The organism is Flavobacterium phycosphaerae, from assembly GCF_010119235.1.
Classification (GTDB): Bacteria; Bacteroidota; Bacteroidia; order Flavobacteriales; family Flavobacteriaceae; genus Flavobacterium; species Flavobacterium phycosphaerae.
Genome location: NZ_JAAATZ010000001.1, coordinates 2,803,085 through 2,829,481 on the forward strand (window position 1 = coordinate 2,803,085; position 26,397 = coordinate 2,829,481).

A 26,397-nucleotide genomic window follows, 5' to 3' on the forward strand; every position below is an offset into this window, starting at 1 on the left:
ATACGGTGGCGGTACTATTGAGAAATACCGATTAAAAATGAACATTCCCAAAGTATTAATTTTCACCCGACTCTGTTTTGCTCCGATTATTTTAATACTGACCTATTACTATGGGGAGTCAGCGGCTAACTATATTTTAGCCCTAATGTATATTGGTTTATTCACCGATATTTTTGATGGTATCATTGCAAGAAAACAAAATATTTCCAACGAGCAACTAAGACGATTAGACAGTCAAATTGATATGCTGTTTTGGCTATCCATTGGCATTTCGACGTGGTTTTTAAGAAATGATCTTTTACGGGAAAACTTAATCGGTCTTTGGACAATAATGGGTATGGAAATGCTATGCTATGTCGTTAGTTTTATCAAATTTAAAAAAGAAACCTGTACCCATGCCATTTTATCAAAACTATGGGGCATTACTTTATTGATAGCCTTTACGGCTTTACTGGGATTTCATCAAGCTGGGTTTTATTTCTATCTGTGTGTGGTGGTGGGTTTCCTAGCGCATTTAGATGTAATTTTAATCATTCTTTTTTTACCCAAATGGACACATGATGTCCCTAGTTCCTACCATGCCTTGAAAATCAGACAAGGAAAAGAAATTAAAAGAAACAAACTGTTTAACGGATAATAACAGCGGTTTCGCTTAATAGCTCCACCCTATTCTCTCAGCCGGAAAAGCTAAGCCGAGATTAGGTTAACTAAAAAGATAGAGTAACCTTGCGTATATTTACAAGTTGGCAGTAATTTTAAACAACGCTTAGTTTAATGATAGACAAAACAGACATCCTGAAATTAGTTGTTCAAAATAAAAAGAGCAATTTAAAAAATCACTGGAAAGATTCACAATCTTACAACACCACTAAATATAGTGGAGAAATAAAACCACACGAAATTCTGCTTTGGAGATCTTCTCATTTTTTAAGAGGAGCATATCCTATTTTTTATTTATCATTTGACCAAAGTGACAAATTAATCGGAATAAAAATTGGAAAAAATCCATATCATAAATTCCTTGACAAAATACTAATGGTATTTTTCTTTGGTATTCTTTTAATGGCAATGATTCTTGCCAAATTTAAAAACCCTTTTATCGTAATTATACCAATTGCAGTAATTGGTATTTTGGTATTTACACTACAATCAATAATTAGAAAATCTGAAACAAAATATCTCATCGATGAGTTAAAAGAGACTATAAAAAGCATAGAAAATTTGAAGAATCCTCAAATGGCAAAAAATGAACAAATAAAAAGCGAAGAAATTAAGGAATGGTCTTTCTCAAAAATAATAACTCGCTTAATAGCTTATCCGTTTTGTTTATTAGTCATTTGGTTTTGTATTACTGGTTTAATTCCAGAAGGTAAAATAACACAAGGAATATTCGGCATAATCGTAGCCCTAGTTTATCCAATTTCAGATATTCTAATAATATTGCGAAAAGAATAAAAAAACAGCAGCTAACAGCGGTTACCCGCAATAGCTCGTTTGCCTTTCTTGGAAAATACTCTGAACTTTAGAATTTTTTATAATATTTTGTTTAAATTGCCGCTATAGACGCCAAGCGGCTAAACGTTATATGCCTTATTTCCACACGAAATGATGAAAAAAGAACTTTGGAAAAGACAACTTGAAAATTATGATGAACTCATTAATAAGTATCATTGGAAGCAAGAACCAATGCTCGCTTTAATAAATGAATTACAAGCGAATGGAATAAGTGAAAAGTTCTTTCCTAGCAATTCGCATGAAGCTTTAGGCTTGTCACGTTTTAAAGAATATCCACTAAGAACGGAATATAATATGGTTTTCATTGTTTACAGCCAAAAGAACTCAAAATTTGAAATAGAATATTTTAGAAAAGAAAAAATTTTAATAAAAACCGTAACGGAAAAAGTTACCGAAAAAGATATTCGAAAAATTGAATATTGGCTTCAAATGATATAAAAAATACGTCATATAACAGCAGTTCCTCACCATAGCACCACCCTATTTTCCTTAAACGAAAAATCGAAAGTAAATTTACATATCTTTACAACTAACCGCTTACCTTCCCGCCACTACGCGAAGCCGCAACACGTTATATACCATTAGTAAAAAACATGAAAACATTATTTGTATTAGTATTGATTCTACTGAGCTTTTTTAGCCATGGACAAACTAAAATTATATATGAAAAGAATTCAATTCTTAAGAAAAATGCGAAACTGGAAAAAGCAGGAGCTTATGCTTCAGACAAATCAATAGTTGTTTTTACCAATGGGTATTGGGGTGATACAGTAAGTATACTAATTGAAAAGAAAGTTATTAGTAAAGGCGTTATTACTATCCCTGAAATTGGTTTTGCCACTCTACAAGTTGTACCAAACGATTCTGATGTTAAAATTAGTTTTGGAGATGGAAGCAATCTGGAAATCATTCTGAGCAAGATGGATTTGAAAAAATTTAAATATGCCTATGTATCCAAAGAAAACACAAATGAGAATAAAAGAATTCAAGTCATTTATTCAAATGAAACCAAATATTCATTCTAAAGACACACAACAGCAACTTCACACCATAACATCACCCTATTTCCCTTGTCCGGTAAGACTAAATCGAAAATGGGATTAGTAATTTAAGGAGCTTAAAAAGATGGACTAACCTTGCGTATAGTTATTGGTTGTGCAAAACTTTACTTGAACAAAACCAAAATGGAAATTAGAAAAAAAATATTTGCTTTAGCTGTGTTGTCTATATTTTATTCTTGCTCAACTAGCAAAATATCTGACAGTGAAGTAGTGAAATGCAATGGTATTTATGAAGCAAATAATGTTGGAAATGAAGCAGAAAATGCAAAACATTATAATTTTATATCACTTCTCAACAGAAAACTAATAAAAGACACTTTATGGGAAAAACCAATATTTTACTATAAATTTAAAATTGAAGTAACAGACAAAAAACATATTGAAATAACAATAATAAATGAACTAGACAAAATTGTTGCGAAGAGAAGATATAATTTTAGAAAAAAAGAAGAGCATATAATCTTGAAAAATAAAAATACTCAAACATCATTTATCCCTTATTTAGCCGGTGCGCTTGACATTAGGAAATTAAGAATAAAATCGAATGAAAATAAAAGTCTAAATGTAGAGATAACCGAACATCGATCCGGAGGTGTTTTTATGATTCCAATGGGTTGGTCAAACACTAAAAAAACAGAAAAGTATAAACGAGTGGAATAAAAGCAATAGCGCCCCTTATTGCTCACCAACGAAAAATCAAACGCAAATTTATATATCTTTACTACTAACCTTCCCGATACTACGCAAAGACGCGGAACGTTACAGCTAATTTTAAAACCGATAAACATGAAAAATTCTCTTTTAACAATTTTTCTCTTTCTATGCTGTGGCATGGCATTCTGCCAAAACACCGCTGATGAAAAAATTATAGGAATCTGGAAAGTGAAAAGAGTGATTCACGCATCTGACAATGCAAATTTTAAAGATGTCGTAAATGGGTTTGCTGTAGCAACATTCATTTTTGAAAAAGATCATACATTTAAAATAACTACAAATAAAAATTCGAAATTATTCAAAATGATTACCGATATGGCTAACGGCAAACAATGGATTAAGTTAAATGATTCTGAAATTGCTGTTGGTTCTAAGAAAGATGGATATAGTATTATGAGTATAATTTGTAAATCTGAAAATGTTTTTGTCTTTCCCGAAACAGATCTTGAACTAGAAGTAGAAAAGCAACAATAAAACTGTCTATAACAACGGTTTCGTGCCATAGCACCACCCTATTCCCTTATGACGGAAAAGGTTAAGTTGAAAATTGGATTAGTATTTTGGGTTACGTAAAAGATGGGGAAACTAGTGTCTATTTATGATTAGCAGCAAAATCTATAATACACAAATTAAAAAAATTACAATCAAAATGGATTTTATAGTAATGCTTATATCAGTATTTTTATTAGTACTACCATCCCTTTTTCAACTTATATACGGCTATAAATCTTTGAAAGAGAAGGCACGGCTTCCTTTATTAGCCGTATGTATTATTAGCCTTTTCAGTCAAGTAATAGTGACTTTTTTATCCTTTGTTCTTTATATTATTGCCATGATAAGCACTGGCGAAAAGTGTTTAAGTTCATCTGTAGGGGTTTTTGCCATAAGTTTTTTTATATCCATACCATTAGTAATCCTAATTATTATTCAAACCATACTGAAAGTAGTAAACGATAAAAAAAAACAAATACATAACGCTCTATAGTAACTGTAAAAATGGTAACTCTACTAAAGGAAATTCACCTATCTTTACCACTAACGGCTAACCATACTGATACAGGCACTAAGTCACAGTACGTTAGACAAAACCTTGAATACCAAATTAAATGAAACTTCACGTAAGCATTTTTATAATTTCATTTTTTCTTTTGACTTCATGCATTGAAAGAAGAACTTCAGCAGCAAAAGAAACTTACGAATATTGGGCAGGAACAGCACCCGATGACAATACAAAAATACTTAATGGCAGCTATTGGCAGTCACCTCATTGGACAAAGGAATACGAAGTTTACTTAGAAATTAAAACTAGTTCAACCTGGATTAGTGAATTTATAAAACAGAATAAACTAAAAGTCAAAACTTCCGAAGCAATAAACTTACCGGAGGATGCTCCGGATTGGTTTAAACCAAGAACAGGTTTGAAAGTATATGAGCCTAGTGGGTTTAGTCAGGGATCTATATATTTTACTGACGAGAAAAAAGGATATATAATGTTTTATGAAATACAATTATAGCCGTCCGCATAACAACGATTTAGCTTATTAGCTGCAATCGATTTTCCCTAAACAGAAAATCAAACGCAAATTTATATACCTTTACCACTAACCGTTAACCTTCAAACTATTGCGCCAAGCCGCGCTGGATTTTGTGCAAGTTTTAGACACGTAATAATCAGAAATCATGAAAATAAAATTCACTCTTATTCTATTAATATTCATAACGCAGCTTTTGCATTCACAAAATGATACAATTCAGGGCGAAGCTGAATATAGAAAAATATATGATTGTAGATATGAACCGGGAAATGTTTTGGTAGTTCAGAAAAAAGGTAAAACTTTGGAATATATGAAAAGTTGGAGCCTATCAAAAGAAGGGTTTGTCATCAGAATGGAAGCAATTTACGATTTAGAATTTGCTGATGGAAAAAGATTCAAAAGTGGAGTAATTAAAAATATCTCAACTGATAGCATTACCATCAGTTCAACTATGAACGAAAAGTGTGCACAATATGAAGGAATAAAATACAAGTTTTTCACATACCCAATAAAAGATATAAAAATTGCAAGATTTATTAACGATAGATCATTAGGATTTTTCACTAAACGAAAAATGGAAGATTTTGATTTGATTGTACAAAAAGTCGATAAAGCAAAATTTTGTCCATATTTATTAACTTTTACAAAAAGAAATAACGAAGTTAAAGTTTGTCATTACTATTTAACTAGTCAGGGATATGATTTATTATTTGAAACAAATGGATACTTGGATTATATGGAGTATCAAATAACTTCTAAACCATAACCTAAATACAACAGAGGTTTTACGCCATAGCACCACCCTATTTTCTTTAAACGCAAAATCGAAAATAAATTTATATATCTTTACAACAAACGCTAACCTACTGACGGAAAACCGTGGTACTTTGGTTCCAGGCTAAAAGAACACGTCGCATTAAAATTTAACTTGACAGACAAATGAGTTTTCTAAAAATATTTTCGGTAAGAAAGACGAACCTATCAAAAGTTACAGCGATTTCTGGAATTGGTTTCTAAACAACGAACAGGCATTTTTTAATATCGTCAAGAACAACAAAAACATTGAAAAAGGGTTCTTTGACAAACTGGCTCCCAAACTGGCAGAGCTTAAAGACGGTTATTTTTATCTGACCGGTATGTACGACGACAACACGGTTGAGTTAGTATTAACCGCAGACGGCAATACTAAAAACATTGTTTTTATAGAAGAACTTATTGCGCAAGCACCGAAAATCAACGGTTGGATATTTACTGCACTCAAACCGGCAACGGACATTGAAAATGTAGCCATCAATATGGCAGGATATGAATTTGACAGCGATAATTTATTCTTCTATTCCAACGACTATGCTGACTATCCTGACGAAATTGATATTTGTGTAATTCACAATGAGTGGACCGAAGAAAATAAACAACAAATCGGAGTCGGAACCTACATATTCTTAGATAATTATTTAGGTGAGCTTGACTTTGTAAATAACATAGACAACCTAAAAATAATAGGGCGGCAAGAAGCAGAAAAAGAACTGGTTCCTATTGCAAAACTCAGAGACTTTTTGATTTGGCGACAAAAAGAATTTATTGAAAAATACATTGGTGTTCGTTATGACACCAATGATGACGAGCACTCCATTTTAGAGGCAGAATTGAAAAGCGGAAACAAGTTAATAGCAGTGGTAAACACTCAACTTCTTAATTGGGACAGCAAGGCTTCTCACCCATGGATAGCTGTAATAACTTTCAAATATGACGGGCAAAACAACAACGGTATGCCCAACGAAAAGGATTACGAAAGTTTGAATGAAATTGAAGAAAGCATAATGGCACAACTTTCGAGCAAAGACGGCTATTTATATATTGGCAGACAAACCGCTAAAAACGAACGAGAGGTTTATTTTGCCTGCAAAGATTTTCGTAAACCTTCAAAAGTATTTTTAAAAACACAACAAGACTATAACACTAAATTTGAAATAGAATATGATATTTACAAAGACAAATACTGGCAATCATTTGAACGATTCAGACCGAACTAACAAAAGTACAGCCACCAATAAGCGTTTCGCGCCATAGCTTTACCCTATTTGCATTAGCCTTAAAATCATAAGGGAATTTACCTGTCTTTACAACTGACCGCTAACCTTCACCCGGAAAAACCATGGTATGTTGTACGATATTTTTGAAATACTAAACAATGAAAAACATTCTATTTTTTTGGGGGGTTCTTGACTTTTATTGGTTGCCAAAACTCATCTTCTGAGCTTTCACCAAAACTAATAAAAAACAATAAGGGGGAAATATATATTTCCTTAGTCAACGATTACTTTGAGAAAACTACTTTTGATTTGACAAATGAAGAAGTAAGTCAGATCAATCAGCTTTTAATCCAAGCGGTAAAGCAAATGGAGTCAGATGAGAATATTACTATTAACTTAAATGATTATAAAAGACAATACTGTGCTTATATCAACCCAAAAGGTGAAAAAGTAGTGCATGTAAATTGTCTGTGCAGCGTAAGAGGTGATGCTTGGCAAAGAGGATACGAGAGTGTTTTAGGTGGAGGAAAATGTTTCTTTGGAGGAACAATAAACTTATCGCTACAAAAATTCAGTGATTTTTATACCAATGCACCAAAATAAAAACGTAGTATAATATTATATCAAGCTACAAAACCATAAAAAAAAAAATGAGCGATAAAATAATACAAACCATAACCGATTTTGTTAAAGGAGGCGACCATAGCGACACAGTTCTCTTAGACAAAGTGCTTCATAAAGATTTTCGTGTCACTAATAACGGTTTTATGGGAACGAATGGCGTAACCATTATTGACAAACAACAGTATTTATCAAACATCCGTGAAGGTATTTTTGGGGGCTTACCCAGGACAATGACAATTGAAAATATAGATGAAACTAAAACAATTGCAACGGTAAAACTTCGTTTAGAAAGTGCTGAAAATAATTTCGTTTCATACAATTCATTAGTATTGGACACCGACAACGAATGGAAAATTATAAATAATCTTGCCGTTGTTGAAGCAAAAAAATAACGAAGCACTAACAGTGGTTTGATGTAATGGCTCCACTCTATTTTTAGGTCTGAAAATCAAAACAAATTATTATCTATCTTTACTCTAACCACCAAGCTTTCCAACACAAAAGCAATACCTTGATATCATCAGTAATTTATGAGATATAGTAAAATAATATTATTAATGCCTTTAATTATGTTTGGTTTTTCCACTTTTGGTCAAACATTAGAAAAGAAGTTTATCGGATGTTGGGGAGACACTACCTGGGATTTTAAATTCCAAAAGAATGGAAAATATAAAAGAACTTCATCCGGTCATTACGGCTTTACCGAAGTTTCCGGAAAATATACAGTTAAGAATGATACCATTCATTTAAAATCGGGTTTTAAAAATACTAACGGCACCGTAAATGAGTTTTATATAATTGAAAACGATTCAATTCTTGTGGATATGAATAACGGTTACGGTTATACAGCATACAAAGATGTTTATCCAAGTCGAATTTATTGTGATTTAAAATATCCATTAGTAAGCACCGCAGAAGAAATAGCTGAATTGAATATTGAAAGATATCTAAATTTAGCCTTGAATTCAGCGTTAATTAAAAAGTTTTATCATTTTGATGAATTACCGGAACGCAACTTAATTATAGCTGAATATTACAATCTAAGAGCTAATATAGAAGTTGACGGTAAAACAGCTATATACAAACCCCTTAAAGAAATTCAGGATAAATTTTATATAGAAATTATAGACTTTTCCAATGCATTTAGCCTATTTTCCGCAACGTTTAGGCTTCATGGCGAAGGAATAACTTTTAAAGTTTGGTTCGATACGCCATGTACAAAGTGCAACGTAAACACTTCAGTTATTGAAAATTAAAGATAGCCAACAACGGGGTCTTGGCTATACTTGATTTGTTTGTATCAACAATTTAAGTCATGACAAACATGACGTATAAAAAAACCTGATGAGGGGTCATCAGGAATTTAAAAAAAAATTGGGTTATAAATGTAAACTTATACGATTTCAATGCCGTTTTCTTCTAATAACATTAAAAGATAACTGCTTTGATTGGGGTTGTATTTTTCTACGCCACTTTGGTACCATTTCTGGATGACGTCAATTTGAAAGGCGGTATAATCATCGGCATCAATGTCCATGCCCAGCATCCCGGCCAATAAAAAATCTTCCAGTACTTTATTGGTCACTATTAATTTGGGAATTCCGTAAGTGATTTTTCCGTTTAATCGTTCGTACTCTACTCTTCCTTGTTCAAATCCAAAAGCATAAGCTTCACTACTGTCCTCAATACAATCAATGTATGGGTTGAGTCCGCTGGCGTATCCGTCTAAGTAATCTTGTCTGTAAACGGGGTTGAATATGTTTTTCATAATACTTATTGTGGCATTTAATACTTCAAAGCTATTAAGTATACTCGAGTTTGATTTTAAAAATCGTTGAAAGGATAAAAAACTCTTTAAATCACGAGGGGCGTGACGTTCGTCGATGGAATACCAACAAAAAACCCGATGAATTTCTCCATCGGGTTTTTCCATTTATGGTGGATACAAAGATTATCGTTTTACAACCCGAAGATTTTTCACATGGTCACCCTGAGTTACTATTATAGTATAAACACCGGAAGCGTAACCTTCACCGATAGCAAGCTCTAACGCTTCATCAACTCCAATTGCTTTCTTATCCAATAATTTTCCGGTCATATCGTATACTGAAACGCTTACGATAGCACTGCTTGTGGTGTTCAGGTTTAAATGGAAGTTATCATTGTATGGGTTTGGATAGGCTACAACATCAAATATTGGTTTAACAGCTTTACTGATTGATCCTCCTTCCGTATTTCCATCATCAGGACAAGCTTTGTACCATACTGCAACTGCAGCCCCGGTAATACTAACGCCACAAGAGTTAGTGAATACTGCTCTGAAGTAGTTTACACCATTCGAAACAAGTGTACTAGCTACCATATAACTTATACCGTTAGCCCCTGAAATATCACTAAATCCGGTAGTACTTGATGCCGTTGAATGTTGCCATTGGATAGTACCCACATAACCGTCACTGATAGTCAATAGCTTAACTGTACTTCTGCAAATGGCAGTTGTAACTGTTTTTCCTGTTGGTGAAGTGGTGCTAGCGACAACAGCTTTAGCAACTGGTTTAGCCACTACATATACATAAGCCAAATCACTGTATAAAGTAGAACATGAACCAATAGTTACTTTAGCTCTAAAAGCTGAACTATAAGTAAGATTCCCTGTTGGATAAACTAAACTGTGATTCGTGGTTGCCATCCATGTTGGAGTCGCCGTGGCATAGTTGGTCGACTTTTCCCAGGTAATAGTGCCGGTAGCATTCGACAAACTCAAAGTAGTGCCGGTAGCAGGACATACCGTGGTGCCTCCCGAAATGGTTCCCACTACGGCAACGTCGGTTAGTGTATAAACCACAACATTAGTATAGACCGAAGTACAAGCACCACTGGTTACTTTAGCTCTGAAATATAAGTTGGTGCTTATACCCGTTACTGTATAAGTAGCCGCTGTACTGCTGGTTGAAGTAGTCCCAAAAGGAACCATTTGTGCATCGGTAGTTTTAGGTACATTGGCATAACTAATTCCATCTGTAGAATATTCCCATTGAATCTTACCGGTATATCCGGCTAGTTTTAAAGAACCCGAGCTGCCACTGCAAACAGTACCTCCACCGATTACGGTACCGGCTACTGATGTCGGATTAACCGTTATGGTTTTAACAGCAGTAGTGGCTGTGGTATTATTACATCCATTTATAACAATTACCCGATAAGCTTTATCCGAGGCAGCATTAGCGCCGGTAAGTGTATAACTTAAAATAGTGGCATCGGGTATATCGGTAAAAGGCCCTGCCGATGTTGGTGCCGATTGCCATTGACAGGCATTTCCAATAGCACCTGTAAGTGATAAAGTGATATCGTCCCCAGTACATACTGAAGAAGCTGAAGCTATAGAACCCGCTTTAACCGTACTCAAAACCCCTATGGTAATGATTCTTGAAGTACTGGTTCCGCAATCACCGGTAACTATTAATCGGTAACGTAACACTGTATTGGTCGCAGCCATTTTGGTAATAGTTAAATCGGCTGTTGTAAATCCGCTAAAATGATAAACAGCATACTGCCCCTCATTGGTTATAGTGGTCCAAGGTGCGGTGGAGCTGGTTTGATATTGCCAAACATAAGTAGGATTAGACAAATTAGTCACTGCTTGAAGCGATCGTTGAGAACCAATAGCTGAACAAATATAATTATCAAAAGGTTCCTCACTGAAGGAAGGTTCACAAGGTAAAAGTGTAGAAAAAGCAAATGAAGCACTGGCAGTACTGCAATCATTTTGGGTTGAAACGGTATAAGTTGTGGATGGAGTCTGTACCGTAGGCGTTCCGGAAATGCTACCGCTTATAGTATCAAAATGCAAGCCCTCAGGTAAACTCGGTGTAATCGAAAAAACGCTCATACCTCCAATTTTTTTAGCAAAACCACTTTCCTGTTCAACTACAATAATATTACCGTCTTTATCAAAAGTAATGGCGGTTGGAAAAAAAACATAATTGGTTAGTCGGTAAATAGCTCCATTAAAAGTAATAACTTTAACACAATTATCCCCTAAATCCGATACAAATAAATTCCCATTGCTATCCATCGTCATTCCTTTAGCATTAATCCCTTGTGAAATGAATTCGGAAACCGTACCATCCGGAAGGATTTTTTGAATTTGAGAACCATCAGTAACATAAACTAAACCAGACGGACTAACGGCTATGCTATAGGGTGACAGGGTCAAATTGGCTAAAAGTGTAACTGTACCGTCTGGTGCTATTTTCTTTACCGCATTGTTACCGGCGTCAGACACATAGACAGTACCTGCTCCGTCAATAGCCAAACCTTGCGGGTTATTAAATCCGGAACCTATCGTGATAATACTGCCATCGGTATTTATTCTTTTTACGCTATTGCTAGCGGCATCGGCTACATAAACATTTCCGGCAGCATCGGCTACTAAACCACATGGACCATTAAATCCTGAGTATGTAAATCGATTGCCGTTGGCATCGACTTTATAAACAACATCAAAATTAGTATTCGAAAAATATAAATTACCCGCATTGTCTTTACAAGCACCATAGGAAATACTCAATCGGTGTCTTATTATGGTAAAACTGTCATCCGGAGCAAATTTTACAATCCCGCTATAATTGGTAGTATATACATTCCCCAAAGCATCTGCTGTCATTGTTTTAGGTTGACCAAACAGACCTGCATTGATGGATTGAAGAATAGCACCGCTTGAATTAATTCTATTTGCAACTCCATTTTGGTACACATAAATTTGACCTAAAACATTTGAACATATACCATCGGCTATCATACCATTAAAAAACAAAATGCTTAAAGAACCGTTGGGCGTTATTTTAAATAATTTACTGCTGGCTGTAAAATAGACTGTACCAGTGGCGTCAACCGCTATACCGCCCATAACCTCAAAAGTAAACAAGGTAGTGATATTGCCGCTCGGAGTCATTTTTTTCAAACTTGAATTGTATACATTAAAGGCATAATCGGGTATGCTGGTTACAAACAAATTGCCGAAAGTATCAATGGCAATTCCGTAAGGCGCAATAAAAGCTGTAGAAACAGTTGTAACCGTGCGGTCAGGAGCGATTTTTTTGATGGCGTTATTTCTGGTATCGGCTACATATACGTTTCCGGCTGCATCTACCGCCAATCCTTGAGGTTTGTTAAAACTGCCTGTAATGTTGTACATATCTCCGTTAGGCGTTATTTTTCTGATGGAATTTTTATCCGTATCAGCCACAAAAAGATTCCCTGAGGCATCTATTACGACACCGCCCGGGTTGCTGATAACGGGTCCGAAATTGACAGCAGCACCCGAAAGCAATATGGGTTGCCCTGCTGAATTTGTTGGTTCTATGGGAGTAATAGCCGTGCTCGGCAAATAATTAGTAGCTACCGAATTGTATTGAATAACCGGAGCAGTATTCACTTTTATAAGGTTTTGATAGATCCATGACTCAACACTACCACAGCTACCGGTAACAAGGCAGGTATAGTATCCGGCGTCATTTGAAGTGGCATCGCTCAAAATCAGATTGTCCGAGTTGGCTCCCGGTACCGGCACACCGTCCTTTTTCCATTGGTAGGTTAAATCTGTTCCTTCTGCCTGTATGAACAAATAGGCAAAACCACCCTCGCAAATGGTTTGTGAATTAATTGGATCATAAACAATTGTTGGCGGAGAACATTGTGCTATACTTTTTCCGGAAAGGAGCAACAATAAAAAAAATAAGTGTTTGATTTTATTGCTTTTAAAGCTTGTAATGATAGCTTTCATGACTCAAATTTAAAGGGTTAGTAAACAAAGCTACTTATCCCCAGCTGAATCAGCAATAGCGGTTTTCCCTGATGGTAGGACTAAATTTGTGATAAATAACCGAGTTTGGCTACTTCTCTTATCATACCGGCTACATTTTTAACATCAAGTTTGACAAAGATGCTTTTGCGGTGGTTTTCTACGGTATTAATAGAGATGTTGAGTTCAGTAGCTATATCACTGGTAGTAAATTCGCGGGCTATGAGTTGTACTATTTCTATTTCTCTTTCGCTTAACGAGTTGGGTTTTAGAGGTGCAGTTTTTTTAATCATAAAAGCATAATCCTCCGGAAGTGAAATATGACCTTCATGCACTAACAAAATAGCTTCAACCAAATCTTCTAAATCCTGATTTTTATTGACATAGCCTTTTACACCAATGGCTAATAAATTATCAACCAAAACAGCACTGGCCAAAGAAGTAAAAGAAATCACTTTACTATCAGCATAATTTTTACACAAGAACTCATACACTTCCAATCCTTTGATGTCTATACCTAACAAATCAACTATAAAAACATCTATCAGTGGACTATCTATCAACTTTTCGTGTAGTTCAGTTTTACTTTTGGCAGTAAACACTACCTCAATAGCAGGCTGATCGTTCAGAAAACTGACTAAACTTCTCAACACTACCGGATGATCTTCAAAAATCGCTACTGTAATCATGTGACAAAAATGATTTTTTTTGGGCAATAAATCCATAGCGGTTTTCCCCAACTATGGCAATACTATCGAAAAGGTGCAACCTCCCATTTGGTGATTTTCTGCCAGGATAGTGCCTTTATGTTTTTGCATTAATTCATAAGAAAGATACAATCCTAAACCAAACCCTGACTCCTGTTGGGTTCCTAACCCCGGATTGATTACTTGGTGAAATAACTTGTTCATTTTTTTCTCAGGAATACCGCAACCATAATCCCTGATTTTAATACTGTTTTCTATGCAATATATTTCAACAGTGCTATTGGGGTTTGAAAACTTAAGAGCATTGTTGACTACGTTTCTTAAAACAATTTTTAAAACCTCGGGAGGAAAAACAATAAGCTCCTCCTCAGCAATAGCATTCAAAATAGTAATACTTTTTTCTTTTGCCTTGTTGGTGGATTGTTTGATTATTTCGTCAACAAAGAGTTTGAGTTTTATTTCCACCACATTAGTTACGCTAACTTTCAACTCTGTTTTGGCCCAATCCAGCAAACTTTCAAGCATGGCATCCGACTGTTCCAGTTGTAATCCCACATCTTTCATATAAGTCGCAATCATTGAGTTTTCTGATTTTTCAACTTCTTTATTGGAAAGTAATAGTTTTAAAGTGGTTATTGGTCCTTTGAAATCGTGCGAGATAACTGAAAATATCTTCTGATGCAACAGATTGAACTGTATTAATTCTTTGTTATTATTTTCAATTTGTGCTTTTTGTTTCTCCAATTCTAAATTGGTTAACTTTTGTTTTTTAGAAAGGCGTAACAAATAGAAAATCAATACACAAAATGCCAAAATAGCAAAAACAGTAGCCACCAAAACGATTCTTTGGTTTCGAATAATCTGGTCATTTTTTTTATTAATCAGCTTTAAGGAATTGTTCTTTTCGGTCTTTAAGTTGTTTTGGTACTGGGCTTCCAACTCATCCATATTTTGGTTGCGCACATTTAGGGCATACTTACCTTCTAACAAAATTATGGTGTCATACAACTCGTTGGCTTCCTTATAGTAAGCATTATTTTGCAGAATTTTGTATTGTGCTTTTCGGGTATTAATACTGTTTACCAGTTCTTTACACGAATCAGCTTGTTTGACTGCTAAATCAACGGTATATAAGGCCTGTTTTACATGCCTCATTTTATCATATACTTCAGCCATTTTACTGGTAACTTCGGGAATCTTACAATAGTCATTATACTTTTTGGTCAGCTGTAATGCCGTTTCAAATTCAGCCAAACTTTCTTTGTATTTCCGCTGTAGCGTTAAGCAATAACCCAGCATACAATGATTGTCTATATCATAAAAACTACTTTGATGTAATTGTTTGGCTTTCAAAGCATATTGATAGGCTAATTCAAATTTTAATTCGGTATAATAAATATCCGCCAAATTGATATAATTTCGTTTTTTGAAGTCGGAGGACACAGTTTTTTCATTACAATATTCGAGCGATTTTTGACTGTAAGCCACCGCTTCGTTATACCGGCAGACTCTTTTATAATAAATGCTTTTGTAATAATTGAGTCCGGCTAATTCATAGCGAGAAAGGTTTTCATTTTCTGAAAATTTACTAATCAGAAAAGCAATGCTGTCAAATTTTTTATCTTTTTCAAACTCTCTAAATGCACTGTTAAAGGCAGTAAAACGGGTAGTTGATTTTTGAGAATAGGAAGTAAACACTACTGAAAGAAGTAGAAAGAGAAAGGTTTTCTTTTTCAATAATGAAAATGACATACGTTTACTTTATTGACTTTAAATAAATAACAAATTCCCGAATCAAAAAAAGAATCAGGGTAAACTGCTTTCAAAAACAGACAAAAGGCAATTTATGACTCTAAAATTTAAACCACAGCTACTAAAAAACCCGATGAATTTCTCCATCGGGTTTGTATAAAAAGGGTTTATTCTTTTATTTTGCGTTAATCCAACCTACTATGGCTTCATCTGTTGGTAAGACTCTTGGCGATAACACTTTCTCTAATTCGCCTTTCTCATTGATTAAGTATTTTTGAAAATTCCACTCAACTTCACTATCCTGCAAGCCGTTTCGGCTTTTTTCGGTTAAAAATTTATAAACGTCATGTTTATCCTCTCCTTTTACCGAAATCTTACTCATCATTGGGAACGTCACCCCATAATTCATTTTGCAAAACTGCGCTATCTGACTGTCATTTCCGGGTTCCTGTGCACCAAAGTTATTGGCCGGAAACCCAACGATTACAAAGTTTTTGTCTTGATATTTTTCATAAATCGCTTCCAAATCTTTGTACTGTGGGGTTAATCCACATTCCGAAGCGGTGTTTACCACAAGTATCTTCTTTCCTTTTAAGCTCGAAAAGTCGAATTGTTTTCCGTACAAGTCGGTAACTTTAAACTGGTAAATTGTTTCTGTTTTTGTTTCTGCATTCATGGTAGTATTTTTTGTGGTTGCTGCAACCGATTTAGTTTGGGCGTTATTTTGGCAACTCCAAAGCAACATTAACCCACAACTTAGTGTCAAAAGTCTTTTCATTTTTTAAATTTTTTATAAAATTACTGATTATTCAAGAGTTTGATGTTATACAATCCCTAAATTTTTATTAAAAAAAAGAACTCAATGGTTTTTTAAAACCACTGAGTTCCCAACAAAACATGATAGAAATTTATCTTCTACCAACCAAAACAAAATGAAACAATCTCATAGCAGATTTTTCCTTTATTGAATAGTGAAACAAGTGATTCCCTATTTCCCCCATATGGACAAATGATAAAATTTTGTTAAATAAACTGACATAGGCCTACTTCAATTTAGTTAATCTTTGTCCATAAATCAATCCCGTTATTTCATTTAAAATCGGAACTGTATTTTACTTTTTATAAACAATGGTGTGCCCGGTGTAAAATGAATTTCCGTTACGGACTGACCTTCATTTTGTAGCCTCGATTCGGTAGCAAACTGAGTTTCATTCCATTCAACATTGAAAATATTTTCAATCGATAAACCAAAGACAAGGTTTTTATACTCGTAATTAATATTTATATCGGTGATGCAATATCCTTTGGCAACAATAGAATTATCTTCATTCGCAGATCTTGATTTTAGAAAACGACAATGTAGACCTCCTGAAAATCTTTTTAAATTGTTAATACTAAATCCACCAGTTGAAGTAAAATCAGGGGCTAACGGAACATAATCTTGACCCGATGGCTCGTCAATACTTCTTGCGTGTGTATAATTTAAGTCAGCATCAAAAAATAGCCAATCCTTAATTTGATAACGAATACCTAAATCAATTCCGGTTCTTTTAGTTCTTCCGCTTGGCTCAACAATTCCTGCATCGCCGACATATACAAACTCCTGCTCTAAAAACAAATACCATAAAGCGGTATTAATTACTAATTTTGGAACTGGTTTGAAAATAGTTCCTAAATCAGCACCAATGGCCGTTGGCAAGGTTTTTTTTCCAATTTGTGCTACCACTACCCTAGTGTCATTAGAATGAAATCCCAATCCGGATTTTAAATACCATTGCAGATTGTTATTTTGGGCATAAATGAAATTCAATTTCGGGGATACTTTTATTTTATCAACCGCTTGGATTTGGTAACTATTAGCTAATCTATCATGATAAAGGAATTTAAAATAATCCAAACGAATAGCTGGGTTTATTTTAAATTTACCAAAATCAAATTCAGCACTACCATAGGCAAACATGGTAGATTGGTTAATATCTCCCAATTGGATTTTTTCCAGTGTTGTATATCTGCCCACTGTATGGGATAACTCTGTGTTTGAAGTATCATCTGTTCGATAGCCTATACCAAGTTGATACAAGGAATTTTCCGGTTTTGAATTAATTTCTGCATTAAAACCATAGATATTTCGTTTTTCCTTTTGCCGTAATTGGTCCCCATTTATTGGATCTAATAAGAAGAAAGTAAAGTTAGAGTACAATTCAAAATCATAGTAAGTGTAATAGGAATTGGCTTTAATAAATGTCTTTTCTGAAAGTGGTTTTAAAATGATGAAGTTAACATTGGTTCGAGAAGTATTCCCACCTTCCGTATTATCAACAGCACCAAAGCGGTCTATAGTTCCATTATCAACTAATCTTTGAGGAATTTGCCCGGAAGCATTCCAATTACTGGTAAACCTTGAAACTTGAATAGAAAACTTACTATTGTCTTCAAAAATTCCTGTATATTTTCCGAAGAGGTTAATTCGTTTAAAATTTTGAGGTGAATCAAAAGGACCGTCTGTTAGGATGTATTCTGTGGCGATATACGCATTCTTATTTCTGTTGTTTTCAAACAGATTAATTACACTAACGGTTCTCAACGTATTGAATTGACCGGCTTCAAAACTAATAAAACTTTTATCTGTCTTTTCCTTTGTTTGAAAACTTACATACCCAGCAGTAGTGAAATCACCTTTAGCAGCATAATACGTTCCTTTGCCAAAATCAATTTTTTCGACCGTTTCCGGAATAACAAAATGTAAATCGGCATAGCCCTGTCCGTGAGCATGAGAAACCATATTAACCGGCATTCCGTCTACTGAAACAGCGATATCGGTTCCGTGATCAATATCAAAACCCCTAAGAAAGATTTGTTCTGCTTTGCCGCCACCCGCATGTTGTCCGATAAACAAGCCCGGTACTTTTCTTAGAATTTCTTGGGAAGAATTCACAGGATTAGTCATCAGATCCATTTTGGAAATGACATTCATTGCTGACATTTTGGGTTGAATAATTACTTGTTCCAGCTTATAAATATCTTCTTCTAAAACAATCTTACTTTCATTTGCATTTACTATGTAATTGCTTTTTTTATAACCTAATGCATTTATTGAGAGAACATCATCTAAGCTTGTTTTATCTATACTGAAGGTACCAAACTCATTACTATGGGCATGTGTATTTGATTTCTCATTTATGATATAGGCATTTTCAATTGGGTTACCAATGCTATCAATAACAATTCCCCTATGGACTTGTCCATAACTGAAAATTGATGCTGACATAAAAGAGAAAATCAATAAGCATTTCATCACAAATTAATTATTTTTCTTTCGAGATTTGGTCCCAATTCAAAAGTGCTTTTCATTAATTCCTCTTTAATTGGATTAACTTCATTCAGTTTATTGTTGGCTTTGTATAATACAGCTAAATGATAATTTAACTTTGGTTCAAATGATTTTCCGACCACATATTTTTCTACTATTTCAAGAGCTTTTTCCTTTTTACCTAAATTATAGTATGACCAAGCCAATAAATCATAGGAAACCGGAGTGGGTCTATGCTCCACTTCTTCCTGCGCTATTTCTAATGCTCTTTGTTTGGTCGAATCTTCCTCAGCAAATAGAATGACGTTATAACTGTTATACATGGCACCATAATGTTTGTTTTTGAGTAACTTTGAGTATGCTGTCAGGTTTGTATATTTTGAAGAACTATCATTTTCATATTCGGCAATTTGTGCTTTCAACAGATAGAAGTCGGGAGAATTATGTCTCTTTGAAACAATATCAATTATTCGCTTTGCCTCCTTAGTATCTTTTTCATATGAAAAAACAATCCAAGCAATTCCTTTTAAAGCATAGCTGTTATTGGGATCAAGCGCTAAGGTTTTGAGATAATATTCATATGCTTTTTTAATATTTCCATCATGACCATTAAAATCACCAAGATTGGAATAAGTCCAAATTTTTAAGTATTTATTATTAAATGCTTCTGCTTTGCCTTTGGCTTTTTCCATAAGCGCAATGGTTGTTTTCAAATCGCCCAAATGATCGTTCCATTTGGCCGCACGAATTAAGTAATCAAAATCAGCATTGTCACTCAAAATATCTAAGCTTTTCTTTGCCGCTGCATAATTCCCTAATTCCATTTGAACATCGAAAAGCAATTTTTGAGTCTCTTTTTGTCCTTCTCCAATGGTTAATGCTTTATTTGCTAACTCTAATGATTCTCTGAACTTATGTTGCGAAATATAATTTCTGGCTAATGCTCGTAAAGTTCCAACACTGCTGTATTTGTAGGTTTCATTTGATTGTTTTAGTAAAGTTTCTGCTTTTGCCAAATAATCAATATTTCCGGTAATTTCGAAAAGTTTGCTATAATTAGAAGCCAGAATACTTAGGTAACTAATTTGATTCGGAGCTTTGTCATATTTGGTTTGCCAAAAATCAATTTCTTTTTTTACAAATGCTAAGTTTTGGTTTTTATCGTCTACCAAGTATTTATCGTAATCTTTCGCTTGTGTTATTTTGTCTTGCTTTTTATCACAACTTGTGGATAATAAACCAAAGAATAACAAGACGGCTAGGGTTTTAATAGCTTTCATTTTGTTTTGTTTTATTTGTTTAAAAAACAAGAGCGCAGAATATTAACTACGCTCTTGTTAATTATTTTACCAAGCTGACGCTAAATAAGGAAATGAAGATGAAAATGGTTTATCATTACTATTAACATGGTCAGATGTTAACCCTGCATTATCTGTGCCATTCGGTCCACCAAAAATTAGTAGAAGTTCTACATCAATCACATCATCTGCCAATGCTCTTCCTGTTAACACATTAGTTCCATCAAAGAAAGTTGTCGGAGCAGTTTTACTTACGTTTAAAACATCAGTAGCTAAAACTCCTGTAAACGTTGCAGCATCAAGTCCCAAAGCATTGGTTGTATATCCCGGATTTAAGGCTAACAATCTTGATTGAAAAATGGATTGATACGCAGCTCCCATTTGAGAAGGAATAGTTGCATTAAAAGCATCTTTTGGTGCACCGGAAGCAATGAATACGGTATTGATTGCTGGTCTTGCCATTTGGTCTTGTTGTACAAAGGTTCCTTCGAAATTAACCCCATAACGAGCATCCGAGTCATTTATAGAAGAATTTTCATCATTACTGCATCCCACAAAGAAAGTAGCTGCAAACGTTAAGGAAAGAGCGACTATTTTAAAATTAATTGTTTTCATAATTCTCAGATTTATTGTTATTGTTTTGTTTTTGTTTCAGCCCACATATTAATGGAAGATGAAGTTCCTAACATAGACTTTGGCACTTCGACTACAAGAGCTAATACATTGGTGCCCGCAAAAGTATCGGTACCAGGATTGTTAAATCCTGAAGCATTTCCAGTTAAAATAGATTTAAATTGACCTAAATCAAAAAAGAAAGGATCATCTCTCGGACCCGCAAAATATTTCATCCCGTTCTGACTTTTAACAATGGCAGAGCCACCGTATGGCGTAATTTCAACACTTCCTGCTGTAGCAGTTGTATTTATTGTACTAGTAGTTCCGGTTGTTTTGGTAGCAAAAGGACCAAAGAAATACATCTTATCGTTTTTTCTAATTGCCTGAATTACCAAATCTTCTAGATTATCACCATTGTTGTCAATGTTGATTTCGGTTAATACATTCTCACTAAATTGTGCAGCAGCTGTTGCACCAGGAGATAATAGTCCTTGAGTATTTACTACAAAAACTAAATTGTTAGTGTTTTGCCCTTGAAAAGCATAAACATCTGTAATGTCTGAAGCATTACCTGTTACTGCCGGTGCATCAGCATGATCGGCAGCTACGAAAATTAGACCTGAAATCGCTACCAGCGACAAGCCTAAAAGTAACTTGATTTTTTTCATTGTTGTTATTATTTTGACGTTAATACAATCATGTACGGTATTGAATTACAATTGGTTTAAAAAAATGTTAAATTTTTAATTAAATATAAATATGGGTTTTAAATAAAAAGATTCTTATTTTTACGTTAATAAAAAACTAGGTATGACACAAGAAGAATTATTACCATTACTTTTAAGAAAGGAAGAAAAAGCTTTTACTACACTTTATGACATGTATTCTAAAAGCCTTTTCAGTATTATAACCAATTTAATAAAAGATCGAGAAGAAGCCGAAGATGTACTTCAAGAGGTATTTGTAAAAATTTGGAAGAACATTGACAGCTACAATCAAAGTAAAGGAAGACTGTACACCTGGATGCTCAACATCACCAGGAATACTGCCATTGACAAATTGCGTTCTAAAGGGTTTAACAACAGTCAAAAAACCTCTCTTCTGATAATTTCGTACATCTGTTGGATGACAGTAATAAGCTGACGAGCAGAATAGATACCATCGGTATCAGGGAATTTGTAAATAAATTAAAACCCAAATGTATTCAAATCATTGACTTACTGTTTTTCAAAGGATACACGCAACAGGAAGCGTCAGAGGAATTAGCGATTCCTTTAGGAACTGTAAAAACCCAAAATAGAATGTGCATGAACGACCTACGAACTTTTTTAAAAATATAAATGGAAACAAAAGAATATATCGAATCCGGAATATTAGAGCTTTATGTTTATGGTTTGCTCAGCGAATCAGAAAATGATGAAGTGAATGCTATGGCCAATAAAAATCCGGAAATAAAAACAGAAATTCTGTCTATAGAAAAGGCCATTATCAACCTTTCCAGCAGCTTCTCGCCTTTCCTTTCGCACAGCCAATTTGAAAAAATCAAAGCGCAATTGGAATTGAAACACGGTAAAGTTATAGACTTGAAATCAAGAAGCAATACGGCAACCTATGTTGGTTGGGCGGCTTCTATAGTATTGTTGATAGGGATTGGTTTTCAATATTCAAAATTGAATGAGAGCAAAGAGCAAATCAATACCATACAAACCGAAAAGTCAAAACTGCAGGAAACTGTTGTAAACTTGGAATCCAAAAATAAAACTACCGAAACGGTATTGAATGTCATCCGTGACGAGAATAACACTGTGGTAGCTTTGGGTGGACAAGCAGCTGCACCAACCGCTAAAGCCAAAATTTATTGGAACCAACAAACCCAAGTGGTCTATGTTGATGCCAGCGGTTTACCGGAACCACCGGAAGGTAAAGTATATCAAATTTGGTCACTCAAACTGCAACCGCAACTTACACCAACCAGTATTGGTCTTTTGGGTAACTTCAAAGACAACTCGAGTAAGGTATTTGCTGTAGCTAAAACCAGTGGTGCCGAAGCCTTCGGAATTACATTGGAACCTGCCGGCGGAAGTGCCTCACCAACTATGGAGCAACTCTATACTTTAGGAAAAGTATAATTTCAGAAATAACCCTTAACAAAAAAGTCCCGATGATTCGGGACTTTTTTTATTTCTTTCTGTAATGTTTTCTGTATTTCGGATAGGCTAAGGCTCCTATAAAAGTCATAGTGCCCAATGTGTACCAAATCCAACCCAGTGATTTAGCTTCACCGCTGGCATAGGAATGTAACCCTACCAAATGGAAATTCACCCCATAATAAGTAAACAATATAGATACAAAAGCGTACATCGCCATTAAATTAAACAACCATTTATTGCGCATAGCCGGCACAAAACGGGCATGTATAACAAAAGCATACACCATAATACTGATTAATGCCCAAGTTTCTTTAGGATCCCAGCCCCAGTATCTTCCCCAACTCTCGTTAGCCCATTGGCCTCCCAAAAAGTTTCCGATGGTTAACATTATCAACCCAACGGTCAACGCCATTTCATTGATATAAGTGATTTCTTTGATGTTCAATTCCATTTTGGCTTTGTTCTTTTCGGTGGTAAAGAAAATCAATACCAAAGACACAAAACCTAATATCATCCCCAAAGCAAACGGTCCGTAACTCGCTACGATTACCGCTACGTGAATCATTAACCAATAAGAATTCAATACCGGTTGCAGGTTGGCTATTTCCGGATCAATCCAGTTGGCGTAAGCAGCCGTTAGTATCATTGCTGTTACAAAAGCCGAAGAGGCCACGGTTAATTTTGATTTTCGATCAAAAGCCAAACCGAAGAACATGGTGGCCCAAGCTACATATACAATAGCTTCGTAAGCATTACTCCAAGGCGCATGGCCTGAAATATACCAACGAGCGATTAATCCTAAGGTATGCAAAGCAAACAGCAATCCGATTATAACATGCAACCCGTTGATGGTTATTCTTAAAATTTTTCGGTCTTTAAATATTTGAATGATGACTAATACAAACATCAAAGCTGCTGCGGTTATGTACCAATACGGTAACTTTTGGAAGACATCGTATTTGTTGTATAAAATCTCATAATCAATCTTTTGATCCGAAGGACGTACCGTTTTACCAAATTTCTTTTGATAAGCAATCATACCATTAAGCATGGTATTGGCCATGGTATAATTTTTCGATTTTTTGGCTAAGGATAAGGATTCCAAATAGTAAGGAAATGCGTTTTTAATAGTGTCTAATGCCGTTCCGGTAGTTTGACTAATTTCTAAATTAGAAACCCATTTATTGTTTTTGTCATTCGGAATCGGATAAATTTTTAAAATGCTGCCAAACAAAGCGCTGTTCATCAGGTTGATCTTCTTATCCGTTTCTACAAAATCTTTTTCAAACTGATTGGGATTGGCCGTTTTATAGGCTTCTTCTAAGTATGGCGCTAATTTGTAATTGCCTTTGGCATCAAAAAACTTCTTGAACGGAATAAACTTCATTTCGGCCTCTACGCCAATTATTTTTCGAATACTGTCGTTACCGGGTTTTACATAAATCAACGGCAATTCAATCCAAGCAAACGGAAACTGCTTCATGGATAGCAACACCTGGTCGGCATTCATTCCGTTATAAGTATCACTGTGGCTGACTTTTCGCAACAATTCAGAGGAAAAAGTATTAACCGGTTTCATTCTACCGCCGGCATCCTGAATGATGAGTCGACCAAATTGCTCGGCCTGTTTTTCCGGAACTTTATATGAAAGAATAGAGTCCAAGTAGTTAATGTCTTTGCTTTGATGCGGATGATTTTGCGCCAACCCATTAAAGGACACTAACAAAATTACCATCGAAGCCATTTTAGCTTTTTTATTTTTTACGTTTTCCAGCTTTCGCTTCAAATCGGCAAAGCGTGATTTTTTGACAAACATAATGGCCATCAAACAGAAGAACAATAAGAAATAACCCAGATAGGTAATGGTTGTTCCCCAGAAATCGTGATTTACAGAAAGTACCGTTCCTTTTTCATCGGGATCAAATGAAGCTTGGAAAAATCGGAATCCTTTGTAATCTAAAATATGATTCATATAAATTCGGGCATCAAACTTTTTAGTTGAATCTATAACAGTCACTCTACTTTCAAAAGCAGAGAAACTCTTCTCAGTTCCCGGGTATTTTTGTGCAATAAAATCAATTAGTTTCAAACTGAACGGCAATTCATATACTTTGCTGCCGTAGCTCAATGTAAATTCTAATTTACCGAGTTTATACACTTTGGGTTCTCCTTGTTTTCCTTTAGAACCAATTAGTGTTACCTCCTGTTCCTTCCCTTCTGATTTAAGGATTACTGTTAACGCATCTGTGCCGTTTTTGGGTTTGTAGTTCCCACTGGCTTCAAAAGATTTAAATCCTTTTTTAGGTGCATCCGGGAGTACAAACTGAGTACCGCCCACATTGTATAACGAGCGATACATTAGCGGTTGAACCGAATCTTTACCAACTTTTCCTTGCAATCGATCTGCCATTCGCATAAACTGTCCTTCAAAAGGAGAAGTAATGGTATTGGCTTTAGTATCAATATTGATTGCGCCTTTGGTGGGTTTATTGACCGCAAACAACATGTTGTGAATGTCTTGAATTTCGCCTTCTTTCAGCATGTGCTCATGACGCATCCCATCACCCGATTCAACCAACTTAAGGTATACCTCGCCTTTGTCGTCTTCTTTGATGGTTTCTTTGGCATCTAAGACGTAGTTTTTGTATTCTATTTCAAACGGTATAGTCGCAAATTTCTCGTTAATGGAAAAATAGTTATTCGTTACCGGTGACAACAGCATAGGTTTTTCAAAAATGCGGCGTTTCAAACTGCCTTCGTACATTCCATCAACAAAAACGGTCAAATAGCATTTATCCGAATAAAGCTGATTGGAAGTGGCACCTTCTCGTATAGGCATCATTCCTTCGTAGCTAATGTACCTTGTGATAAAAGCACCGGTGATGATGAAAATAAAAGACAAATGCAGCAAGAGTGTGGCCCATTTTTCTTTTTTGTACAATTGATAGCGTTTAATGTTTCCTATGAAATTAATCATAAAGAACAGCATTATAGCTTCAAACCACCAAGCGTTGTACACCCAAATTCGTGCGGTATCAGTATTGTATTTACTTTCGATGAACGTTCCTGCGGCCATGGCTACGGCAAAACCAAGAAACAAAATCGCCATTAAACGTGTGGAGAATAAAATGGAGTATATTTTTTTTCCATGAGGTGGAATATTTTTTAAAAAAGTGCTACAAAAATAGCGTAAATAAATAGATTTATGCTTCATATTTTTTGGGTTTTAATTCTTTTTTAAGAGTTGTGGATTTCTTTGATTTAAAATAAAAAATAAAAC

The 26,397-nt window shown here is 34.9% G+C and carries 23 protein-coding genes and 1 pseudogene; 14 read left to right on the forward strand and 10 right to left on the reverse strand.

Annotated features, from left to right (window positions below):
• Positions 1-37 precede the first annotated feature (37 nt).
• From GUU89_RS12580 to GUU89_RS12635, 12 genes are all read left to right on the forward strand, one after another.
• Positions 38-637 carry a CDP-alcohol phosphatidyltransferase family protein gene (locus GUU89_RS12580; protein WP_162128248.1) on the forward strand — a complete coding sequence of 200 codons (600 nt, stop codon included), beginning with the start codon at positions 38-40 and terminating at the stop codon, positions 635-637.
• A 137-nt stretch (positions 638-774) separates the two neighbouring features.
• Positions 775-1,455: a hypothetical protein gene (locus GUU89_RS12585; protein ID WP_162128249.1), complete on the forward strand. Its 681-nt coding sequence runs from the start codon at positions 775-777 to the stop codon at positions 1,453-1,455.
• A gap of 150 nt (positions 1,456-1,605) precedes the next feature.
• Positions 1,606-1,953 carry a hypothetical protein gene (locus GUU89_RS12590; protein WP_162128250.1) on the forward strand — a complete coding sequence of 116 codons (348 nt, stop codon included), beginning with the start codon at positions 1,606-1,608 and terminating at the stop codon, positions 1,951-1,953.
• Between the two features lie 155 nt (positions 1,954-2,108).
• On the forward strand, positions 2,109-2,540 hold the full coding sequence (locus GUU89_RS12595) for a hypothetical protein (protein ID WP_162128251.1): 432 nt from the start codon (positions 2,109-2,111) through the stop codon (positions 2,538-2,540).
• Between the two features lie 159 nt (positions 2,541-2,699).
• On the forward strand, positions 2,700-3,236 hold the full coding sequence (locus tag GUU89_RS12600; RefSeq protein ID WP_162128252.1) for a hypothetical protein: 537 nt from the start codon (positions 2,700-2,702) through the stop codon (positions 3,234-3,236).
• A 126-nt stretch (positions 3,237-3,362) separates the two neighbouring features.
• Complete coding sequence (locus tag GUU89_RS12605) at positions 3,363-3,764, forward strand: hypothetical protein (protein WP_162128253.1); 402 nt, start codon at positions 3,363-3,365, stop codon at positions 3,762-3,764.
• Between the two features lie 632 nt (positions 3,765-4,396).
• The gene (locus GUU89_RS12610) at positions 4,397-4,804 is read left to right on the forward strand and encodes a hypothetical protein (RefSeq protein WP_162128254.1); all 408 of its coding nucleotides are present in this window, start codon (positions 4,397-4,399) and stop codon (positions 4,802-4,804) included.
• 166 nt (positions 4,805-4,970) lie between these two features.
• Positions 4,971-5,591 (forward strand): hypothetical protein, encoded by a 621-nt coding sequence (locus GUU89_RS12615; protein ID WP_235922040.1) that lies wholly within the window; start codon positions 4,971-4,973, stop codon positions 5,589-5,591.
• A 370-nt stretch (positions 5,592-5,961) separates the two neighbouring features.
• The gene (locus GUU89_RS12620) at positions 5,962-6,858 is read left to right on the forward strand and encodes a DUF695 domain-containing protein (protein WP_235922042.1); all 897 of its coding nucleotides are present in this window, start codon (positions 5,962-5,964) and stop codon (positions 6,856-6,858) included.
• A 309-nt stretch (positions 6,859-7,167) separates the two neighbouring features.
• Positions 7,168-7,461: a hypothetical protein gene (locus tag GUU89_RS12625; protein ID WP_162128255.1), complete on the forward strand. Its 294-nt coding sequence runs from the start codon at positions 7,168-7,170 to the stop codon at positions 7,459-7,461.
• 47 nt (positions 7,462-7,508) lie between these two features.
• Positions 7,509-7,874: a nuclear transport factor 2 family protein gene (locus tag GUU89_RS12630; protein WP_162128256.1), complete on the forward strand. Its 366-nt coding sequence runs from the start codon at positions 7,509-7,511 to the stop codon at positions 7,872-7,874.
• 165 nt (positions 7,875-8,039) lie between these two features.
• A complete protein-coding gene (locus GUU89_RS12635; RefSeq protein WP_162128257.1) occupies positions 8,040-8,738 on the forward strand; it encodes a hypothetical protein in 699 nt (232 codons plus the stop codon).
• A gap of 137 nt (positions 8,739-8,875) precedes the next feature.
• On the opposite strand, the gene GUU89_RS12640 is transcribed toward GUU89_RS12635, so the two are convergent.
• From GUU89_RS12640 to GUU89_RS15180, 9 genes are all read right to left on the reverse strand, one after another.
• Positions 8,876-9,250: a hypothetical protein gene (locus GUU89_RS12640; protein ID WP_162128258.1), complete on the reverse strand. Its 375-nt coding sequence runs from the start codon at positions 9,248-9,250 to the stop codon at positions 8,876-8,878.
• A gap of 183 nt (positions 9,251-9,433) precedes the next feature.
• Entirely contained in the window at positions 9,434-13,267 is a 3,834-nt protein-coding gene (locus tag GUU89_RS12645) for a virginiamycin B lyase family protein (RefSeq protein ID WP_162128259.1), read from the reverse strand.
• A gap of 80 nt (positions 13,268-13,347) precedes the next feature.
• Positions 13,348-13,974, reverse strand: a complete 627-nt coding sequence (locus GUU89_RS12650; RefSeq protein ID WP_162128260.1) for a response regulator transcription factor — start codon at positions 13,972-13,974, stop codon at positions 13,348-13,350.
• Between the two features lie 51 nt (positions 13,975-14,025).
• Positions 14,026-15,744, reverse strand: coding sequence for an ATP-binding protein (locus GUU89_RS12655; RefSeq protein ID WP_162128261.1), 1,719 nt, complete (start codon positions 15,742-15,744; stop codon positions 14,026-14,028).
• A gap of 175 nt (positions 15,745-15,919) precedes the next feature.
• The gene (locus GUU89_RS12660; protein ID WP_162128262.1) at positions 15,920-16,522 is read right to left on the reverse strand and encodes a glutathione peroxidase; all 603 of its coding nucleotides are present in this window, start codon (positions 16,520-16,522) and stop codon (positions 15,920-15,922) included.
• A gap of 315 nt (positions 16,523-16,837) precedes the next feature.
• The gene (locus GUU89_RS12665; RefSeq protein WP_235922043.1) at positions 16,838-19,012 is read right to left on the reverse strand and encodes a TonB-dependent receptor; all 2,175 of its coding nucleotides are present in this window, start codon (positions 19,010-19,012) and stop codon (positions 16,838-16,840) included.
• Between the two features lie 26 nt (positions 19,013-19,038).
• Complete coding sequence (locus GUU89_RS12670) at positions 19,039-20,334, reverse strand: tetratricopeptide repeat protein (protein WP_162128263.1); 1,296 nt, start codon at positions 20,332-20,334, stop codon at positions 19,039-19,041.
• A 66-nt stretch (positions 20,335-20,400) separates the two neighbouring features.
• Positions 20,401-20,967, reverse strand: coding sequence for a DUF4331 family protein (locus GUU89_RS15175; protein ID WP_162128264.1), 567 nt, complete (start codon positions 20,965-20,967; stop codon positions 20,401-20,403).
• A gap of 17 nt (positions 20,968-20,984) precedes the next feature.
• Positions 20,985-21,635: a DUF4331 family protein gene (locus tag GUU89_RS15180; RefSeq protein WP_162128265.1), complete on the reverse strand. Its 651-nt coding sequence runs from the start codon at positions 21,633-21,635 to the stop codon at positions 20,985-20,987.
• A gap of 142 nt (positions 21,636-21,777) precedes the next feature.
• On the opposite strand from GUU89_RS15180, the pseudogene GUU89_RS12685 reads away from it, so the two are divergent.
• Together GUU89_RS12685 and GUU89_RS12690 are read left to right on the forward strand one after the other, a co-directional pair.
• Positions 21,778-22,307, forward strand: a pseudogene (locus GUU89_RS12685) (RNA polymerase sigma factor).
• Positions 22,308-23,096, forward strand: coding sequence for an anti-sigma factor (locus GUU89_RS12690; RefSeq protein WP_162128266.1), 789 nt, complete (start codon positions 22,308-22,310; stop codon positions 23,094-23,096).
• 49 nt (positions 23,097-23,145) lie between these two features.
• On the opposite strand, the gene ccsA is transcribed toward GUU89_RS12690, so the two are convergent.
• The gene (ccsA, locus tag GUU89_RS12695) at positions 23,146-26,226 is read right to left on the reverse strand and encodes a cytochrome c biogenesis protein CcsA (protein ID WP_162128687.1); all 3,081 of its coding nucleotides are present in this window, start codon (positions 26,224-26,226) and stop codon (positions 23,146-23,148) included.
• Positions 26,227-26,397 lie beyond the last annotated feature (171 nt).

Coding starts and splice junctions, on each gene's coding strand:
- GUU89_RS12580 (WP_162128248.1), top strand. CDS start 38: ATGAACATTCCCAAAGTATTAATTTTCACCCGACTCTGTTTTGCTCCG.
- GUU89_RS12585 (WP_162128249.1), top strand. CDS start 775: ATGATAGACAAAACAGACATCCTGAAATTAGTTGTTCAAAATAAAAAG.
- GUU89_RS12590 (WP_162128250.1), top strand. CDS start 1,606: ATGATGAAAAAAGAACTTTGGAAAAGACAACTTGAAAATTATGATGAA.
- GUU89_RS12595 (WP_162128251.1), top strand. CDS start 2,109: ATGAAAACATTATTTGTATTAGTATTGATTCTACTGAGCTTTTTTAGC.
- GUU89_RS12600 (WP_162128252.1), top strand. CDS start 2,700: ATGGAAATTAGAAAAAAAATATTTGCTTTAGCTGTGTTGTCTATATTT.
- GUU89_RS12605 (WP_162128253.1), top strand. CDS start 3,363: ATGAAAAATTCTCTTTTAACAATTTTTCTCTTTCTATGCTGTGGCATG.
- GUU89_RS12610 (WP_162128254.1), top strand. CDS start 4,397: ATGAAACTTCACGTAAGCATTTTTATAATTTCATTTTTTCTTTTGACT.
- GUU89_RS12615 (WP_235922040.1), top strand. CDS start 4,971: ATGAAAATAAAATTCACTCTTATTCTATTAATATTCATAACGCAGCTT.
- GUU89_RS12620 (WP_235922042.1), top strand. CDS start 5,962: ATGTACGACGACAACACGGTTGAGTTAGTATTAACCGCAGACGGCAAT.
- GUU89_RS12630 (WP_162128256.1), top strand. CDS start 7,509: ATGAGCGATAAAATAATACAAACCATAACCGATTTTGTTAAAGGAGGC.
- GUU89_RS12635 (WP_162128257.1), top strand. CDS start 8,040: ATGCCTTTAATTATGTTTGGTTTTTCCACTTTTGGTCAAACATTAGAA.
- GUU89_RS12640 (WP_162128258.1), bottom strand. CDS start 9,250: ATGAAAAACATATTCAACCCCGTTTACAGACAAGATTACTTAGACGGA.
- GUU89_RS12645 (WP_162128259.1), bottom strand. CDS start 13,267: ATGAAAGCTATCATTACAAGCTTTAAAAGCAATAAAATCAAACACTTA.
- GUU89_RS12650 (WP_162128260.1), bottom strand. CDS start 13,974: ATGATTACAGTAGCGATTTTTGAAGATCATCCGGTAGTGTTGAGAAGT.
- GUU89_RS12655 (WP_162128261.1), bottom strand. CDS start 15,744: ATGTCATTTTCATTATTGAAAAAGAAAACCTTTCTCTTTCTACTTCTT.
- GUU89_RS12660 (WP_162128262.1), bottom strand. CDS start 16,522: ATGAAAAGACTTTTGACACTAAGTTGTGGGTTAATGTTGCTTTGGAGT.
- GUU89_RS12665 (WP_235922043.1), bottom strand. CDS start 19,012: ATGTCAGCATCAATTTTCAGTTATGGACAAGTCCATAGGGGAATTGTT.
- GUU89_RS12670 (WP_162128263.1), bottom strand. CDS start 20,334: ATGAAAGCTATTAAAACCCTAGCCGTCTTGTTATTCTTTGGTTTATTA.
- GUU89_RS15175 (WP_162128264.1), bottom strand. CDS start 20,967: ATGAAAACAATTAATTTTAAAATAGTCGCTCTTTCCTTAACGTTTGCA.
- GUU89_RS15180 (WP_162128265.1), bottom strand. CDS start 21,635: ATGAAAAAAATCAAGTTACTTTTAGGCTTGTCGCTGGTAGCGATTTCA.
- GUU89_RS12690 (WP_162128266.1), top strand. CDS start 22,308: ATGGAAACAAAAGAATATATCGAATCCGGAATATTAGAGCTTTATGTT.
- ccsA (WP_162128687.1), bottom strand. CDS start 26,226: ATGGCGATTTTGTTTCTTGGTTTTGCCGTAGCCATGGCCGCAGGAACG.